General features: G+C 62.8%; 19 protein-coding genes. 16 read left to right on the top strand and 3 right to left on the bottom strand.

Features of this window, described 5'->3' with window-relative positions:
- The first annotated feature begins 75 nt into the window (after window positions 1-75).
- From VD811_01165 to VD811_01155, 3 genes are all read left to right on the top strand, one after another.
- Entirely contained in the window at window positions 76-1,503 is a 1,428-nt protein-coding gene (locus VD811_01165; protein HXV19582.1) for a sigma-54 dependent transcriptional regulator, read from the top strand.
- 200 nt (window positions 1,504-1,703) lie between these two features.
- On the top strand, window positions 1,704-2,066 hold the full coding sequence (locus tag VD811_01160) for an FHIPEP family type III secretion protein (GenBank protein ID HXV19581.1): 363 nt from the start codon (window positions 1,704-1,706) through the stop codon (window positions 2,064-2,066).
- A gap of 300 nt (window positions 2,067-2,366) precedes the next feature.
- Window positions 2,367-3,290: a MinD/ParA family protein gene (locus VD811_01155; GenBank protein HXV19580.1), complete on the top strand. Its 924-nt coding sequence runs from the start codon at window positions 2,367-2,369 to the stop codon at window positions 3,288-3,290.
- Window positions 3,291-3,584: 294 nt separating this feature from the next.
- Here VD811_01155 and VD811_01150 read toward each other — a convergent pair whose 3' ends face one another.
- Both VD811_01150 and trxB read right to left on the bottom strand, forming a co-directional pair.
- A complete protein-coding gene (locus VD811_01150) occupies window positions 3,585-5,114 on the bottom strand; it encodes a YifB family Mg chelatase-like AAA ATPase (protein ID HXV19579.1) in 1,530 nt (509 codons plus the stop codon).
- Window positions 5,115-5,159: 45 nt separating this feature from the next.
- Window positions 5,160-6,092 carry a thioredoxin-disulfide reductase gene (gene trxB, locus VD811_01145; GenBank protein HXV19578.1) on the bottom strand — a complete coding sequence of 311 codons (933 nt, stop codon included), beginning with the start codon at window positions 6,090-6,092 and terminating at the stop codon, window positions 5,160-5,162.
- A 177-nt stretch (window positions 6,093-6,269) separates the two neighbouring features.
- On the opposite strand from trxB, the gene VD811_01140 reads away from it, so the two are divergent.
- The 4 genes from VD811_01140 (at window position 6,270) to VD811_01125 (ending at window position 9,889) form a co-directional block, all read left to right on the top strand.
- Window positions 6,270-7,250, top strand: a complete 981-nt coding sequence (locus VD811_01140) for a cation diffusion facilitator family transporter (protein HXV19577.1) — start codon at window positions 6,270-6,272, stop codon at window positions 7,248-7,250.
- Between the two features lie 6 nt (window positions 7,251-7,256).
- Window positions 7,257-7,688 (top strand): hypothetical protein, encoded by a 432-nt coding sequence (locus tag VD811_01135; GenBank protein HXV19576.1) that lies wholly within the window; start codon window positions 7,257-7,259, stop codon window positions 7,686-7,688.
- 223 nt (window positions 7,689-7,911) lie between these two features.
- Window positions 7,912-8,784: a zinc metalloprotease HtpX gene (gene htpX, locus VD811_01130; GenBank protein ID HXV19575.1), complete on the top strand. Its 873-nt coding sequence runs from the start codon at window positions 7,912-7,914 to the stop codon at window positions 8,782-8,784.
- Window positions 8,785-8,809: 25 nt separating this feature from the next.
- Window positions 8,810-9,889: a calcium/sodium antiporter gene (locus VD811_01125; protein ID HXV19574.1), complete on the top strand. Its 1,080-nt coding sequence runs from the start codon at window positions 8,810-8,812 to the stop codon at window positions 9,887-9,889.
- 121 nt (window positions 9,890-10,010) lie between these two features.
- Here VD811_01125 and VD811_01120 read toward each other — a convergent pair whose 3' ends face one another.
- Window positions 10,011-10,802, bottom strand: coding sequence for a carbon-nitrogen family hydrolase (locus VD811_01120; GenBank protein HXV19573.1), 792 nt, complete (start codon window positions 10,800-10,802; stop codon window positions 10,011-10,013).
- 308 nt (window positions 10,803-11,110) lie between these two features.
- On the opposite strand from VD811_01120, the gene VD811_01115 reads away from it, so the two are divergent.
- The 9 genes from VD811_01115 to VD811_01075 form a co-directional block, all read left to right on the top strand.
- The gene (locus VD811_01115; protein HXV19572.1) at window positions 11,111-11,593 is read left to right on the top strand and encodes a Na+/H+ antiporter subunit E; all 483 of its coding nucleotides are present in this window, start codon (window positions 11,111-11,113) and stop codon (window positions 11,591-11,593) included.
- Window positions 11,593-11,892 (top strand): monovalent cation/H+ antiporter complex subunit F, encoded by a 300-nt coding sequence (locus VD811_01110; protein ID HXV19571.1) that lies wholly within the window; start codon window positions 11,593-11,595, stop codon window positions 11,890-11,892. The genes VD811_01115 and VD811_01110 overlap by 1 nt, the downstream gene beginning before the upstream one ends.
- Entirely contained in the window at window positions 11,889-12,212 is a 324-nt protein-coding gene (gene mnhG / locus VD811_01105; GenBank protein ID HXV19570.1) for a monovalent cation/H(+) antiporter subunit G, read from the top strand. Before VD811_01110 ends, mnhG begins: the two co-directional genes overlap by 4 nt.
- Window positions 12,209-12,454, top strand: coding sequence for a hydrogenase subunit MbhD domain-containing protein (locus VD811_01100; protein HXV19569.1), 246 nt, complete (start codon window positions 12,209-12,211; stop codon window positions 12,452-12,454). The genes mnhG and VD811_01100 overlap by 4 nt, the downstream gene beginning before the upstream one ends.
- Window positions 12,451-12,723, top strand: coding sequence for a hydrogen gas-evolving membrane-bound hydrogenase subunit E (gene mbhE / locus VD811_01095; GenBank protein ID HXV19568.1), 273 nt, complete (start codon window positions 12,451-12,453; stop codon window positions 12,721-12,723). The genes VD811_01100 and mbhE overlap by 4 nt, the downstream gene beginning before the upstream one ends.
- Window positions 12,720-13,199 (top strand): Na(+)/H(+) antiporter subunit B, encoded by a 480-nt coding sequence (locus VD811_01090; protein ID HXV19567.1) that lies wholly within the window; start codon window positions 12,720-12,722, stop codon window positions 13,197-13,199. Before mbhE ends, VD811_01090 begins: the two co-directional genes overlap by 4 nt.
- A gap of 1 nt (window position 13,200) precedes the next feature.
- Window positions 13,201-13,590, top strand: coding sequence for a cation:proton antiporter subunit C (locus VD811_01085; protein ID HXV19566.1), 390 nt, complete (start codon window positions 13,201-13,203; stop codon window positions 13,588-13,590).
- Entirely contained in the window at window positions 13,587-15,092 is a 1,506-nt protein-coding gene (locus tag VD811_01080; protein ID HXV19565.1) for a proton-conducting transporter membrane subunit, read from the top strand. The genes VD811_01085 and VD811_01080 overlap by 4 nt, the downstream gene beginning before the upstream one ends.
- A 69-nt stretch (window positions 15,093-15,161) precedes the next feature.
- The coding region (locus VD811_01075; GenBank protein ID HXV19564.1) for a monovalent cation/H+ antiporter subunit D family protein at window positions 15,162-16,624 on the top strand (1,463 nt) is incomplete at its 3' end.

Below are 16,624 nucleotides of genomic sequence, written 5' to 3'. Positions count from 1 at the left end.
ATTAAATCCCCCTAAAATAGAGATTTGAAGAATCGACTCATATTTAAGCCTTCTTCCGGAGCAGAAAGATAATCAATGGCGATGCGCTCTATCCTGATAGTCAAGGCCGATAAGCATGTGCGGGAGCGCCTGGCCGCTCTCCTGCGCCAGGAAATCGAGTGCGTGGTGCTGGAGGCGGAAAACCCTGCCAGCGCCCAGGTGATGCTGAAGAAGGAACCGGTCTGTCTGTTGATAACCGACCTCTTTCTGCCGGAAAAAAAAGGGCTTGACCTGCAGCGGGCAACCCGTCAACTCAATCCGGAGACGGCTACTATCGTCTGTGTTCCCGAGGGGGCATGGGAAGCCGGCGTCGAGGCCATGCGGAACGGCGCGTTTTCGACCATCAAAGAGCCCTACGACCTGACTGAGGTGGTCATTTCTGCTGCTCGGGGCTTGCAGTTTTATGATCTGCTCGTTCACCGGGCGCAGCAGGGTCGGAAATTCCGCAAGTCGGAAGGCTGCCACGGCATCCTCGGTGTTTCGGCACCGATGCGGAGGCTGTTCGACATCATCGAAAAAGTGGCCGAAGACGATCGCAGTACTGTGTTGATCCAGGGGGAAACCGGCACCGGCAAAGAACTGGTTGCCCGAGCCATTCATGGTCGCGGACCGCGACAGGGAAAGAACCTGGTCCCCGTCAATTGCGCCGCCATCCCCGACGAACTTCTGGAGAGCGAGCTCTTCGGCTATGTCAAGGGGGCGTTTACCGGCGCCACCGCCTCCAAAATCGGGCGGGTACAGTATGCCGATGGCGGAACACTTTTCCTCGACGAGATCGGCGACATGAAGCCTTCCCTGCAGGCGAAGCTGCTGCGCGTGCTGCAGGAAAAGGAGTTCGAACCGCTCGGCGGCGTCAAGCCGGTACCGGTCGACGTGCGGGTCATCGCCGCCACCCACCGCGATCTGGAGAAGGCGGTGGCCGATGGGACCTTCCGGGAGGATCTTTATTACCGCCTCAGTGTCATGCCTTTGCATATCCCACCACTGCGGGAACGCAAGGAAGATATCCACCTGCTGATCGACAAGTTCGTTCAGGCCTTCAACCGAAACCGGCAGAACGCATTTCTGGGGTTTGAACCGCAAGCCCTGGAGGGATTGATAAACTATTCGTGGCCGGGGAACGTGCGGGAACTGGAAAATCTGGTGCAGCGCATGGCCATTCTGCATGGTGGCGCCATGGCCACTCTGCAGGACCTGCCTGAGAAGTACGTCGCCCATATGGACCGTCCGGTGCCGGCAACGCCTGCTAACGAAGAAAACTCCGTGCCCCCCGAGGTGTACCTCCTTCAGCAGGGGGGCAGAATAGATTTCAATGCCCTGGTGGAAGAGTTCGAGGCACGCCTTATTCTTCAGGCGCTGGAAGTGACTGGCGGCAACAAGAAGGAGGCGGCCCTGCTGCTAAGCCTCAATCGCACCACCTTGCTGGAGAAGATCAAGAAGAAGCAGCTCGAAATCACCCTGTAGCCACATCTACAAAACGCCAGGCCCTCCCTGGCTGCGGACCGGATCCCTCATGGGGGTGGCAAATTCTCCCTCCGTCACCTCACGCATGACCAGAAAAATCCCTCTTACCTCCCTGTCCTGCAGGAACACCCTGGCGTCATCCTGAAATCCGAGGCTCGTCGGTTCCAAGGCGCTACCCCGCTGCGTTGCGGATCACACCCTTGGTCGGCAAGTATCAAAACCAGAGGGAGCCGGGTTTTGGTCTCCAGCGTAATCATCAAAAAAACGCTATTGAGCTGATCGGGCGACAAGAGGCCCAAAACTTGCTGGATAACGTTTCCAAGGGCTATCCGATGCGGGTCAAGGAGCTCATGTCGCTGGGAACCATCTTGCGAGAACTGCAGAATCTCTTACGCGAGCACGTCTCCATCCGGGATATCCGGACAATCCTCGAGACCCTGGCAGGCTGGGCTCCCGCCACCCGCGATCCTGAGCTGTTAATCGAGTTCGTCCGCTTGAGGGCGGGGATGCAGAAGTTCAGCGGCGGGAGGTCTCCGGAGTTGCTGTGCACGCCAACAATCTGACCCCATGTCAAATAGTTGACCGAGCGCTACCTGCCCAGCCTGGTGGTTCTCGAGCACAATGAAATCGCTGCCAACCTGAAAGTCCGATCTCTGGGAACGGTGAATGTCCATTCTGGTGAAAGTGTTCGAAGCGGAGGAAATGTCCTCGGCCCTGAAAATGGTCAAGAAAACGTTGGGGCCGATGCCCTGACCCTGTCCACCCGCACTCTTCGCAACGGGGAGATGGGGGGGCGGCAAGACTTCCACCTTGGCCAGACTGACGGTCGACTACGCAATGGTCCACGCATAAAGGGTGTTGTCATGAATGTGCCAATTGAACATCAAGACCAGGCCCAAACCCTCCGCTCCCGTCGCGGTCGTCCCGCTGATGGCTCGCAGGAGAGGCAAGAGAAAAAGCGGTTCACCCGGGTGTTTTCCGTGACCAGCGGCAAGGGGGGGGTGGGGAAAACGGCTATCGTTTCCAACTTGGCCATGGTTCTGGCGAAAAAGGGCAAGAAGGTGCTGGTCATCGATGCCGACCTGGGTCTGGCGAACATCGATGTCATCTTCGGGCTCGCCCCCCGCTATAACCTCAACAATTTCTTCAACGGCGAGCAGAGCCTGCGGGGGATCATCGCCGACGGCCCGCGGGGAATCAAGATTCTGCCGGCCGGCTCCGGTATCCAGCGTTTCACCCATCTCGATGCCGGGATGAAAATGCATTTCCTCGAAGAGCTCGGCACTCTGCACGGGGAATTCGACGTAGTGCTCATCGATACCGAGTCGGGGATTTCCGAAAACGTCACCTATTTCAACGCCGCCGCCCAGGACATTCTGGTGGTGACCACGCCCGATCCGACGGCCATCACCGACGCCTACACCCTGATGAAACTGCTCTCCACCCGTTATGACCAGAAGCAGTTTTACCTGGTCGTCAACTTTGCCGGCAGCAGCGAGGAGGGGCTCGAGGTGTTCCAGAAGCTGACCATGGTATCTCATCGCTACCTGGACATCTCCATCGATTTTCTGGGCTGTATCACCGCCGACAAACGGATGCCCGAAGCGCTGCGCCGGCAAAAAACAGTGGTCGAGCTTTATCCCGGGGGGAGATCGTCTCTCGCCATCGAGTCACTGGCCAACAGCCTTGATTCGGCGCCCCTGCGTCAGCAGCCCAAGGGTACCCTGCAATTTTTCTGGAAACAGTTTCTCGGGGCGGATGGCGACCTGCAAACTTCGGGAAAGTGAGGAGCGGCTGCGCCTGCTGAACGAAAACCTGGAAATGGAGGTAGTCCGACGCACCGAGGTCTTCGGCGGGCGAACGGGGGGGAGGGGCGGTGACGCCACTTCTCGTCAGGCATCGCTCCTTTCCAGACGCTCATGCTTATCTGGATGCGGCCAGGGGCTATCCTCCGGCTCTTCGACTGGCGAGAAGTTCAAAGAGGAAATCAATGAATAGCCGAAGCAAGCAGAAAAAGCGTGCACTCCGTCGATATGGAGGGCGCGCTTTTCCTGTGCGATGGAAGGCTGCTACCGCTGTCCTTACTGCACCCGCCGATCAAGGCTGCGGTACTGGATCGCCTCGGCCAGGTGCGCCTGCTGGATCGCCTCGCTGCCGGCCAGATCGGCGATGGTCCGGGCGACCTTGAGGATGCGGGTGTAGGTGCGGGCGGAAAGTCCCAGACGGTCGGTGACCACCTCCAGCAGCTTTTGCCCCGCGGCGTCGAGCGGGCAGAACTTGCGGATATGGCGGGAGGCCATGCGGGCGTTGGCGTGCAGGCCGAAGGGGGCGAGGCGCTCGGACTGGATGGCCCGGGCGGCCTCGACCCGCGCGCGGATTCTTTCGCTCGGCTCGCCGTCGCGCGGGTCGGCCAGGTCCCTATGGGGGACGCGCGGAACCTCGACGTGCAGGTCGATGCGGTCGAGCAGGGGGCCGGAGAGGCGGGTGCGGTAGCGCTGAAGCAGCGGCGGAGTGCAGGAGCAGGCGTGCTGGCTGTCGCCGAGAAAACCGCAGGGGCAGGGGTTCATCGCCGCCACCAGCATGAAGGAGGCGGGGTAGGTGAGGCTTTGGACGGCGCGGCTGATGGTGACCTGACCGTCCTCCAGGGGCTGGCGCAGCATTTCCAGGACGTTTTTCTTGAACTCGGGAAGCTCGTCGAGGAAGAGGACGCCGTTGTGCGCGAGCGACACCTCGCCGGGACGGGGGAGGGTGCCGCCGCCGATCAGGCCGGCGTCGGAGACGGTGTGGTGCGGGCTGCGGAAAGGGCGCACCGCAACCAGGGCGTTCTGGCGCGGCAGCAGGCCGACAATGGAGTGGATCTTGGTCGTCTCCAGTGATTCGGGGAAGGAGAGGGCGGGGAGGATGCTGGGGAGCCTTCGGGCGAGCATCGTCTTGCCGCTGCCGGGCGGGCCGACCATCAGGAGATTGTGCCCGCCGGCCGCGGCCACCTCGAGGGCCCGCTTGACGTGCTCCTGGCCGCGGACCTCGGCGAAATCCTCGCAGTGGACGGCGGCCCGGGAGAAGAGCTCGAGGGCGTTGACCCGGCAGGGGTCGAGCTCCTTTTCGCCGCTGAGGAAGGCGACTGCCTCCCCCAGGTCGCGTACGCCGTAGACCGGCAGCGCATCGACGATCGCCCCTTCGGCGGCGTTCTCCTCGGGGAGGATGAGGCCGGCGACGCCCCAGTTTCGGGCGGCGACCGCCACCGGCAGGGCACCCTTGACCGGCTTGACCCGGCCGTCTAGGGAGAGTTCTCCCATCAGCACGTAGCGCCCGGGGCGGGCCGGCTTGAGCGCCCCGGTGGCGGTGAGCAGCCCCACCGCCATCGGCAGGTCGAAGGCGGCGCCATCCTTGCGGATGTCGGCCGGGGCGAGATTGATGGTGATCCGGCGGGCCGGAAACTCGTAGCCCGAGTTCTTGATCGCCGACTTGACCCGGTCCTTGCTCTCCTTGACCGCCCCCTCCGGCAGGCCCACTGTCGAGAACTGCGGCAGCCCCTGGGCGATATCGACTTCCACTTCCACCGGGTAGGCGTCGATTCCGATCAACGCTCCGGACAGTACCTTGGCCAGCATGCTTCCCCCCTCCTTGTCTGCGTGCCGGGCGTTGCCCGGCAGCAATTATCCCTCCAGGTCCTCCAGGTACTTCTCGGCCATGATGGCGGCCACCGCGCCGTCGCCGACGGCGGTGGCGATCTGCTTGAGAATCTTCTTGCGCACGTCGCCGGCGGCAAAGACTCCGGGTATCGAGGTGCGGCACTCGGCGTCGGTCAGGATGTAGCCGTCCGCATCCAGGGTGAGCACGTCGGCCAGGAAGTGCGCCTTGGGGGTGACGCCGACGGCGACGAAGAGCCCTTCGAGGGGCAGGGGACACCGCTCCCCGCTGACCAGGTTTTTGATCTCGGCCGCCTTCAGTCCCGAGGCATCCCCTTCGACCCGTTCGACGAGAGTGTTCCAGAGGATCTCGATCTTCTCGTTGGCCGCCAGCCGGTCCTGCAGCACCTTGGTGGCGCGCAGCTGGTCGCGGCGGTGAATGAGGAAAACCTTGCTGGCGAAGCGGGTGAGAAAGAGCGCCTCCTCGGCGGCCGTGTCGCCGCCGCCGACGATGGCGACCGGGACGCCCCGGAAGAAGGCGCCGTCGCAGGTGGCGCAGTAGGAGACGCCGCGGCCGGTCAGCTCCTGCTCGCCGGGAATCCCCAACTTGCGCGGCTCGGCGCCGGTGGTGACGATGACGCAGCGAGCCCGCACCTCGCGGCCGTCGACCACGACCACCTTTTCGGCGCCGTGGTCGATCAGGTTTTCCACCTCACCGTACTCCACCTGCAGGCCGAACTCCTGGCAATGCTCCTGGAAGCGGACCATCAGGTCGGGGCCGTCGATGCCGCCGGGGAAGCCGGGGTAGTTCTCCACCTTGGTGGTGGTCATGACCTGGCCGCCCATGATCATCCGCTCCACCAGCAGGGTGTCGAGCTTGGCGCGGGAGGTGTAGAGGCCGGCGGTCAGGCCGGCCGGGCCGCCGCCGATGATGAGGACGTCGTAGACTTTTTCGGGCATGCGCTGCTCTCCTGAACGCTGAAATGGAGGCAAACATAGCACAGGGTGGCGCAAAAGGGAACCGGCGACCACCGCTTTTTAAGCGAATGCGAGGGGCCCGGGCGCGGACAAGCCCCTTGCCATTCCCGCCGGCTCTGGCTATCATGGCCTTAGCCCAGCAAAGGAAGGAAACGACGGATGACCGAAGGCAACCACCTCGACCGCAGCATCACCCGCGGCTTCCGTTTTGCCATTGTCCTGACCGCGGTGACCCTGGTGGCCGAGGTGGCGGGCGGCTTCTGGACCAACTCTCTGGCCCTGCTCTCCGACGCCGCCCACGTATTCATGGACCTCTTCGCCCTGGTCCTCTCCTTGTCGGCCATCGTTCTGGCCAACTTTCCCGCCACCGACCGGCGCACCTACGGCTGGCACCGGGCGGAGATCTTCGCCTCGCTGATCAACGGCGCCACCCTTCTGGTCATCGCCGCCGGCATCCTCTTCGAGGCCTGGGAGCGCTTCTTCCATCCCGAGGCGGTCAAGAGCAAGGAGATGTTCATCATCGCCACCGTCGGCCTGGTGATGAACCTGGTCGCCGCCAGCCGCCTGCATTCCCACTCGCACGACGACCTCAACGTGCGCAGCGCTTTTCTGCACGTGATCGGCGACGCCATCGCCTCGGTGGGTGTCATTGCCGGCGGTGTGATCATGCTCTTCACCGGCTGGTACGTCGTCGACGCCCTCATCTCCGCGGGCATCGCCCTGGTCATCGCCTGGGGATCGGTCCGCATCCTGCGCGAGGCAGGGCACATCCTGCTGGAGGGGGTTCCCCCGCATGTGAGGTTGGACGAACTGGTGGCGAAGCTGCGTGCCGTCGCCGGGGTCAACGACATCCACCACCTGCACGTCTGGTCGATCTGCTCGCACATCACGGCGCTGTCGGCGCATATCGACATCCTGCCCGACTACCGGCTGCGCCAGGGGGAGATCATCGGCGAGATCGAGCAGATGCTCGACCACGACTACCACATCACTCACACCACCCTGCAGGGGGAATGCTCGCGTTGCGTCACCGGCCCGGTCATCCAGCAGCTCAAGCATCGGGAGCGCCGCTCCAGCCTCTGCACTCACGGCCATGGCGGACATGACCACGACCATGGCCCCGACCACCATCATCATTAGGCATCCATGAAACGGCTGAGCTCTTTTCTCTTCTGGAGTTTTCTCTTCCTGGTCGTCTGTCTTGGCCTCGACCAGCTGCTGGTGCGGGTCGAAATGCCGGTGCCGGTGCTGGCCGAGGTGCGGGCGTTCTACGTCGATTTCCGCAGCCGGCTGCTGCGGCTGGGGCACCGCCTGCCGGCCAAGCCGGTAGACCCCGGGAAAAAAGCTCCCGCCCCTGCCCGGCCCAAGGCCGTTCCTGAAAAACCGAAGACGGCCGAGCCTGCGTTTCCCCCCCTGGAGAAAAAATCCGTTCCCGCCAAGCCTGGTCCGGTTCCGTCGGCCGGGGCGAGCAATCCCCGCTACCTCTATGTCGACGGGCAGGGCGAACTGCACATGGTCGACCGCCTCGAGGAGGTCCCCGCCGCCTTCCGCAAGGATGCCCAGCGACTGGAAAAATAACCTCTTGACAGGCCCCTGGCCTTTCCCGTATTTTGGTTTTCACATAAAGGGGAGTAGCTACCGGCCGCCGAACAGGCCGGCCCCGTGTCCGTCAGTACGGCCGCCAGGCCCGGGCAGGGGACGAGAGATCGTCAGCAAGACCTTTATCCAGACGCACGACGTCATGGGTAAAGGTCTTTTTCTTTACCTGTGACGATAACCACCATCGTCGGAGGTAACAGACATGATGCTCAACCGGCTCAAGACCACCCTGCTTCTCTCCCTGCTCACCGTGCTCATGGTCCTCATGGGCGGCGCCCTCGGCGGCAAGACCGGAATGGTGCTCGCCTTCCTGATGGCCGCCGGCATGAACTTCTTCTCCTACTGGTTTTCCGACAAGATCGTCCTGCGCATGTACGGCGCCCGCGAGGTCGGCCCGAACGATGCCCCGGCCTTCTACGGCATGGTCGAGCGGCTGGCGATGCAGGCGCGACTGCCCATGCCCCGCGTCTACATCATCCCCTCGGAGAGTCCCAACGCCTTCGCCACCGGCCGCAACCCGCGGCACGCCGCCGTCGCCGCCACCGAAGGGATCCTGCGCATCCTCAGCGCCGAAGAGATCGAAGGGGTGATGGCACATGAACTGGCGCATGTGCAGAATCGCGATATTCTGGTCTCCACCATCGCCGCCACCTTCGCCGGCGCCATTTCGATGATCGGCAGCATGCTGCAGTGGGGCGCCCTTCTCGGCGCCGGCCGCGGCAACGACGAGGAGGAGGGGGGCGGCGGCATGATCGGCGCCCTGGTGATGGCCATCGTCGCCCCGCTGGCCGCCATGCTCATCCAGATGGCGGTTTCCCGCTCCCGCGAGTATCTGGCCGATGCCGCCGGCGCCAGGATCTGCGGCAACCCCCTGGCCCTGGCCGGCGCCCTGCGCAAGCTGCACAACGCCGCCCACGCCGTTCCGATGCAGGAGGCGCGGCCCGCCTCGGCGCATCTCTTCATCGTCAACCCCCTCACGGGCGGCGGCCTGCGCACCCTCTTCTCGACCCATCCGCCGATGGAGGAGCGCATCGCCCGACTCGAATCCCTGGCCCGGCAAGGGATATCCCGTTGATGCGGGCGACAGGAAAGGAAAGACCATGAGCCTCTGGATGGCTATTCTGCTGCTGGCCGGCTTCGCGCTGCTGATCGGCGGCGCCGAACTGCTGGTCCGCGGGGCGTCGCAACTGGCAACCGACTGCGGAATCTCCCCTCTCGTCGTCGGCCTGACGGTGGTGGCCTTCGGCACCAGTGCCCCCGAGTTGGCGGTCAGCGTTCTCTCCGCACAGAGCGGTCAAGCCGGAATCGCCCTCGGCAACGTCGTGGGGAGCAACATCTGCAACGTGCTGCTGATCCTCGGCCTCTCGGCTTTGGTTGCACCCCTGGTCGTTTCCCGTCAGGTGGTGCGCCTGGAGGTACCGATCATGATCGGCGTGTCGCTGCTGCTGACGCTCTTCGCCCTGGACGGCGCCATCGGCCGGGCGGAGGGCGGGCTGCTTTTCGCCGGCATCATCGTTTACACCGTCTGGACCGTGCGCCGCAGCCGGCGGGAGCTCCGCGAGCAGGCGTCCCCGGAGGCGGCCCCGCCGGCCGGCGGCCGTTCGGGACGAGGGGCGCAGATCCTTCAGATACTGGGGGGGCTGGTGCTGCTGGGGGTCGGCTCGAAATGGCTCGTCGACGGAGCGGTGTCGGTGGCGACGTTCTTCGGGGTGAGCGATCTGGTGATCGGCCTGACCGTGGTGGCGGTGGGGACCTCGTTGCCCGAGCTGGCCACCTCGGTGCTGGCGAGCCTGCGCGGCCAACGGGATATTGCCGTCGGCAACGTGGTGGGGAGCAATATCTTCAATATTCTGTCGGTGCTCGGCCTGACGGCTGCCCTGACCCCCGAAGGGGTGCCCGTTCCGCCAACCGCCCTGACCTTTGACCTGCCGGTCATGATTGCCGTCGCGGTCGCCTGTCTCCCCATCTTTCTTGCCGGCTACCGCATCGCCCGCTGGGAAGGGGGGCTTTTCCTCGGTTATTATCTCGCCTACACCCTTTTTATAGCACTGACGGCGATGCAGCATCACGGGCTTTCGATGCTCACCCAGGCGATGACCGGGTTCGTGATCCCTCTGACTCTATTGACTCTGGCGATTTCCCTGTGGCGAAGCTTTCGGCAAAGATCGGGACAGGGATAGTCCCGAAGAGACGTGTCGACGCTCACCAACATGAATGTTTTCAAAACAGGTTTTGGTCAGAACAGATGAAGGCCCCGCTGGCTTGGCCAACGGGGCCTTCGTGTCCAACAGGGGCGTGACTTCAGGGCAGGGTACCGTAGACCTCGGGACGGCGGTCGCGGAAGCAGGGAATCTGGAAGCGGTAGGAGGCCATCTCCTCGAAATCGAAAAGGGCGGTGAGCTCGGTTTCGCTCTCGCCGCCTTCTGCCAGGATTTCGCCGCGGGGGGAGATCAGCAGGCTCATGCCGAAGAAATCGAGCTTCCCCTGGAGACCGCAGCAATTGGCGGCAGCGACGAAAAACTGGTTCTCGATCGCCCGCGCCCGCAGCAGGGTGCGCCAATGCTCCTGCCGTGGTTTCGGCCACTCGGCGGGGAGGCAGAGGATTTCGGCCCCTTCGAGGGCCAGTTTACGGAACAGTTCGGGAAAGCGTAGATCGTAGCAGATGGCGACCCCGAGCCGGCCCACCGACGTAGGGACGACCAGAGTCCGGTCGCCGGCGCCGAGAAAACGGTCTTCGCCCATGGTGGAGAAGAGGTGGAGCTTGCGGTAGCTGCCGGCGACTTTGCCGCGGTCGATGACCCAGGCGGTGTTATAGATGGTCCCATCGACCTTCTCCGGCAGGCTGCCGACCACCACCATTTCCAGTTCGGCAGTAAGTTGACCTAGGGCGGCAATCACCCGCGGCGTTTCCTCGGCCAGCGCCGCCAGGCGCTTGTAGTCGTAGCCGGTGCTCCACATCTCCGGCAGGACGGCCAGCCGGGCATCCTTTTCCCGAACCCGGCGAATCCCCGCCAGGGCCTTCTGCAGGTTCTGGTCGATTCCTCCCATGCTGATGTTGAACTGCACCGTCGCCGCACAAATTTTCCGCTCCATCAGAACCCCACTTTCGATTCGGTAAAATAACGTTCTGAAAAAATCACAGGCCGCAAGTGCCCGAAGCGCGTCCGATTATACGGTAGCGGGGGCATCGAGGCAAGGGCTACCGGCCGTGCCGGATTTGCTTGACCTCTTTCGGCAAGGCATGCTAAAAAACTCGGGCGTTTTATTTCTGCCATGCGGGCCCGGTCCCGATTTTGCTGGAGGCTTCATTCGCTTAACCGCTGTCGGCGCTCGTTTCGAGTGCACACTGTTCCGCGGCGGGATAAAGCGTTGTTTTAATCTATTTTGCGAGGGTTGCGGTGATGGCCAGGGTTGCCACTTTTTTGGTCATGCTTGTCTTCTGGGTGGTCATGTCGGGGATGTTCGACGCCTTTCATCTTTCCCTGGGCGTCCTCTCCTGTCTGCTGGTGGCCCATTTCAGCCATGACCTGCTCTTCAAGGAAGGCGAAGCACGCACCTGGACACGCGACCTGGTCGGAATCCTCCTCTATCTCCCTTATCTGTTCAAGGAAATCGTTCTGGCCAATCTTCATGTGGCCTACGTCGTGCTCCATCCCAGGATGCTCGACCTGATCGATCCCTCCCTGATCCGTTTCAAAACCACCCTGAAACGTCCCATCTCCAAGGTTACCTTCGCCCAGTCGATCACCCTGACCCCGGCCACCATCACCGTCAGCATCGACGATGACGAATTCACCGTCTATGCCCTGACCCGCAGCTCGGCCGAGTCGTTGCCCGGCGAGATGGAGCAGCGAGTGGCCCGGGCACTGGAGAGGAGCGTCTGATGCCGAATTTCTTCCTCGCCGCCGGCCTGGTCCTGCTGCTGCTGATGCTTCTCTGCCTGGTGCGGGCGGTCGGCGGACCGACGGTCCTCGACCGGATCCTCGGCGGCAACATGATCGGCACCAAGACCACCGTGCTGCTGCTGCTGATCGGCCTGCTCTACAACAATGTCGGCATGTTCGTTGACATCGCCATCGCTTACGCGCTGCTCAATTTCATCGCCACTCTCGGCGCGACCAAGTATTTCCTCAGGCGCAAGGCGGTCCACCTGGAAGACGAGAGTGAAGGGGGTCAGGCATGACCACTATTGCTGTCGTCCTGATCGTGCTGGGGCTCTTCTTTTTCGCCGCCGGGGTACTGGGGGTGCTGCGCCTGCCGGATTTCTACACCCGGATGCAGGCCGCCGGCAAATGCGACTCGCTGGCGGCGGTCCTGGTCCTGTTCGGGATCGCCCTCTACAACCTGCAGCCGCTGACCCTGGCCAACGTCCTGGTCAGCATCAAGATTCTGGCGATCGCCGGCTTCATCTTTGTCGCCAGTCCCACCGCTACGCACGCCCTCACCGAGGCGGCGCTGAGCCGCGGGGTTCAACCTTGGACCAAGGAGAAGAAGACCAAATGACCTGGCAACTGGATCTGCTCATTCTGGTTCTGGTCGTAATCTGCGCGGTGGCCGCAATCTCCGTGCGGGACCTGCTTTCGGCCACCGTCATCTTCGGCGTCTACAGCTTCCTTATGTGCCTGCTGTGGGCGGAAATGGGGGCGGTCGACGTCGCCTTTACCGAGGCCACGGTCGGTGCCGGAGTCAGTACCGTGTTGTTCATCGGCGCCATTCTGCGCACCACGCGAAGGAGCAAGGATTGAAAGCGCTGGCCCTTTTGGCAACCCTCGTCACCGGGGCAATCCTCCTCTACGGCACGCAGGATTTTGCCGCCTGGGGAGATCCGGAGTCTCCTCCCAACCGCCACCTTTCCCCTTACTATATCCAGCAGACGGTGCCGGAAACGCACGTCCCCAACATCGTTACCGCGGTGGTGGCCGATTACCGCGGCTACGACACCATGTTCGAGACGGTGGTCATCTACTGCGCCGGCCTGGTTGTGATCAGCGTGCTGCGGAGGTCGAAAACGTGAAAGTCGTGCAGGAACGCCGCGGCGGGAAGTTGATCGGCGAAAGCCTTATCACCCAGATGTCGGTGCGGCTGATGGTCCCTTTCATCCAGCTCTTCGGCCTTTACGTCATCGCCCACGGGCATTACAGCCCCGGCGGTGGTTTCCAGGGGGGGGTGGCCCTCGGCGCCTCCTTCATCCTGTACGCCTTGGTCTTCGGTCTGGACGCCTCCTTTGGCCGTTTTTCCGAGCGCGCCAACGCCATTGTCGGCAATATCGGCGTGCTCATCTACTGTGGAACCGCGGCCTTGACTGCCATCCTTGGCGGGCTCTTCCTCGATTACACCGCCTTTACCGTCCTCATCCCCATGGAAGCGGCGGAATGGCGCTCGCTTGGGGTATTCATCGTCGAACTGGGCGTGGGCCTGGCGGTCATGAGCATCATGGTATCCCTTTTCTGGGATCTCGGTTCAGCCGGCAACATGGATGAGGGACTCTGAGATGGACGGGATCGTGGCGGAGATCGTCGCCAAGTACAACTACTGGATCTACGTGGTGCTGATGATGATCGGCTTCTACGCCATGATCGGCAAGCGCAACCTGGTAAAGAAGCTGATCGGGCTGAACATTTTCCAGACCGCCATCATCTTGTTCTATGTCTCCACCGGGGTGAAACGGGGCGGGGCCATTCCGATCCTCGACAAATATACAGCTTTGAAGTACGGGGTGGACCCGGCCACGATCGTCAACCCCCTGCCGCACGTGCTGATGCTGACCGCCATCGTCGTCGGGGTGAGCGTTACCGGCGTCGCCCTCGCCATGCTCCTGCGTATCTATCGCGAGTATGGGACACTGGAGGAAGACGAGATCCTGGAGAAGGTCGGCCGATGAGCGGACAGAACCTGCACGTTTTCGTTATGGCGGTGCCTCTGCTGGCCGCCTTCTTCGTCAACATTCTGGGGCGTTCCTCCCGCACCTGGATAGCGCCCATCGTGCTCGGCTCCCTGGCCTTCTCCACCATTGGCGCCTTCTTCGTTCTGGCCCGGATCTTACGCGAGGGAACGCTGCACTATGTGGTCGGCGGCTGGCGGGCACCCTACGGCATCGAATTGGTGGTCGATCCCCTTGGCGCCCTGATGTTGCTCCTCATCTCGGCGGTCGCCATGACTGCGACTTGCTCCGCCCTGCCGAGCGTTGAGCGCGAGCTGCCGGGACGCGAGTATCTCTTCTTCACCATGTACCTGATCCTCATCGCCGGCCTTAATGGGCTGGCGCTGACCGGCGACGCCTTCAATCTCTACGTCCTGCTGGAGATCACCTCCATCACCACCTACGGGCTGATCGGCATCGGCCGGGGCCGGGCGCCGCTGGCGAGTTTCAACTACATCATCATGGGCTCGATTGGCGCCTGCTTTTATCTGCTGGGGGTCGGCTACCTCTATCTGCTCACCGGCTCTCTGAACATGGCGGACATTGCCCGCATCCTTGCCGGTATGCCGGCGGGCGCCGCCCTCGCCACCGCCTTCGCCTTCATCCTGGTCGGGCTGTGGATCAAGATGGGTTTCTTCCCCCTGCACGGCTGGCTCCCCAACGCCTATTCCCTGGCGCCATCCGGGGCCGGTGTGATGATCGCACCGCTGATGACCAAGGTCACGGTCTTCCTGATGATCCGGGTGATGTTTTCCATCTTCTCCCCGGAATACGAGTTCGTCCAGCATGCCGGTGTGCAATCGCTCATCGTCTGGGCCGCGGCCCTGGGGATCGTCTGCGCATCGGCCCTGGCCCTGGCCCAGCGGGATTTGAAGCGGATGCTGACCTATATCATCGTGGCCGAGGTCGGCTACATGGTCGGCGGGGTCTGGCTCGCCAACACCCAGGGAATGACCGGAGCCATCCTGCACATCGTCAACGATGCCTTGATGACCCTCTGCCTCTTCCTGGCCGCCGCGGCCATCGCCTATCGCACCGGCAGTCTCGAGTTTGGCCGCCTCAAGGGGTTGTACCGGCGGATGCCGATTACCATGGCCGCCTTCACCGTCGGCGCCTTTTCGATGATCGGGGTACCGCCGACGGCCGGTTTTTTCAGCAAATGGTACCTGCTGCTGGGCGGCATCGAGGCAGGGCAGTGGGGATATGTGGCGGCCTTGCTGTTCAGCAGCCTGGTGAACGCGGTGCTGTTTTTCCGCATCATCGAGATCGCCTACTTCCGCACCGGCGAGGCGGGCCACGGCCACGGCCATGACCACGGGCATGCGGCGCTCCAGGTTGAGGAAGCGCCGCTGCTGATGCTCGCACCGGTCGTGCTGGCGGCGCTTGCTCTGATCGCGGTCGGTTTCGGCTCCGGGCCACTGGTCAGCGGGGTGATCCGGATGGCGATTCCTGGAGGGTTCTAGCCTGCCTTGCAGGGGAGGGCCGTAATAACGCTCCCCTTGATGTCTTTCCTAATGGATGCTGGATAAATCATGGTCTACGCCCATTCCTTCTGGCCGCTGGCGGCCGTCATGCTCCCCTTGCTCGCTACCGTGCCGATCATGCTCTCCGGACGCACTCCCAATCTGCGTGAGAGCTGGACACTGCTGGCAGGCGTCGGCATGTTCACTATAGTCGCCTCGATGTTGCCGGCAGTGCTGGCTGGTGGTGGTTTCGTCCTCACCCTGGCTGAGGTGTTGCCAGGCGTGCCCATCCAGTTGCGGGTCGATGCCCTGGGGATGTTTTTCGCGCTGGTCGCCTCGTTTCTCTGGATCTTCACCTCCATCTATTCCATCGGCTACATGCGGGCCCTCAAGGAGCACGACCAGACCCGTTACTTCGCCTCCTTCGCTGTCGCCATCGCCGCCACCATCGGCGTCGCCTTTTCCGCCAACCTGCTGACCCTGTACCTCTTCTACGAGGTCCTTTCGCTGTCGACCTATCCGCTGGTCACCCACGAGCAGAACGCCGAGGCGCGAGCCTCGGGGCGCAAGTATCTGACCTACATCCTCGGCACCTCCATCGGCCTGGTGCTGCCGGCGATGCTGATCGTTTACCAGCTGACCGGAACCCTTGACTTCACCCACGGCGGGATTCTTGCCGGCAAGGCCTCGCCGGCAACCCTGAGCCTGTTGCTGCTGCTGTTCGTGCTCGGTTTCGCCAAGGCCGGGGTGATGCCGTTTCATGGCTGGCTGCCGGCGGCGATGGTGGCACCGACGCCGGTGAGTTCCTTTTTGCACGGCGTGGCGGTGGTCAAGGTCGGGGTTTTCTCGATCCTGCGGGTGATCTTCGATATTTTCGGTCCCGACCTGCTGCGGAGTCTTGACCTCGGCGTGGCCCTGACCTACTTCGTCTCCATCACCATCCTGTTCGCCTCCCTGGTCGCCCTGACCCAGGACAATCTCAAGCGGCGGCTCGCCTATTCGACCATCGGCCAGCTCTCCTACATGATTCTCGGCGCCGGCATGGTCTCCGCAGCGGGGATGACCGGCGGCGTGCTGCACATCGCCATGCATGCCTTCGGCAAGATCACCCTCTTTTTCTGCGCCGGGGCGATCTATGTAGCCAGCCACAAGAAATACATCTCGGAGATGGATGGTCTGGGCCGAAAAATGCCGGTCACCTATGCGGCCTTCTTTCTCGGCGCACTTTCGATTATCGGCATGCCGCCCCTGGGTGGCTTCCTCAGCAAGTGGAACCTTCTGCTCGGGGCGGTAGAGGCCGAACAGATGGTTCTGGTGGCGGTGCTGCTCGGCAGCTCGCTGCTCAACGCGGCCTACTTTTTCCCCATTGTCTACCGGGGTTTCTTCGCCCCGGCCCCGGCTGGGGAGGCCACCGGCGGCATCCGCGAGGCGCCCCTTTACTGCCTGTTGCCGCTGAGCGTCACCGCTCTCTGCTCGCTTCTGCTGTTTTTCTACCCTTCGGTCTTTCTCCAACTGGTGCAGCGGGCCCTCTT

It is taken from the genome of Desulfuromonadales bacterium, assembly GCA_035620395.1.
Classification (GTDB): domain Bacteria; phylum Desulfobacterota; class Desulfuromonadia; order Desulfuromonadales; family DASPGW01; genus DASPGW01.
The sequence above is the reverse complement of the archived record's forward strand: the minus strand, read 5'-3'. Positions and strand labels throughout refer to the sequence as shown.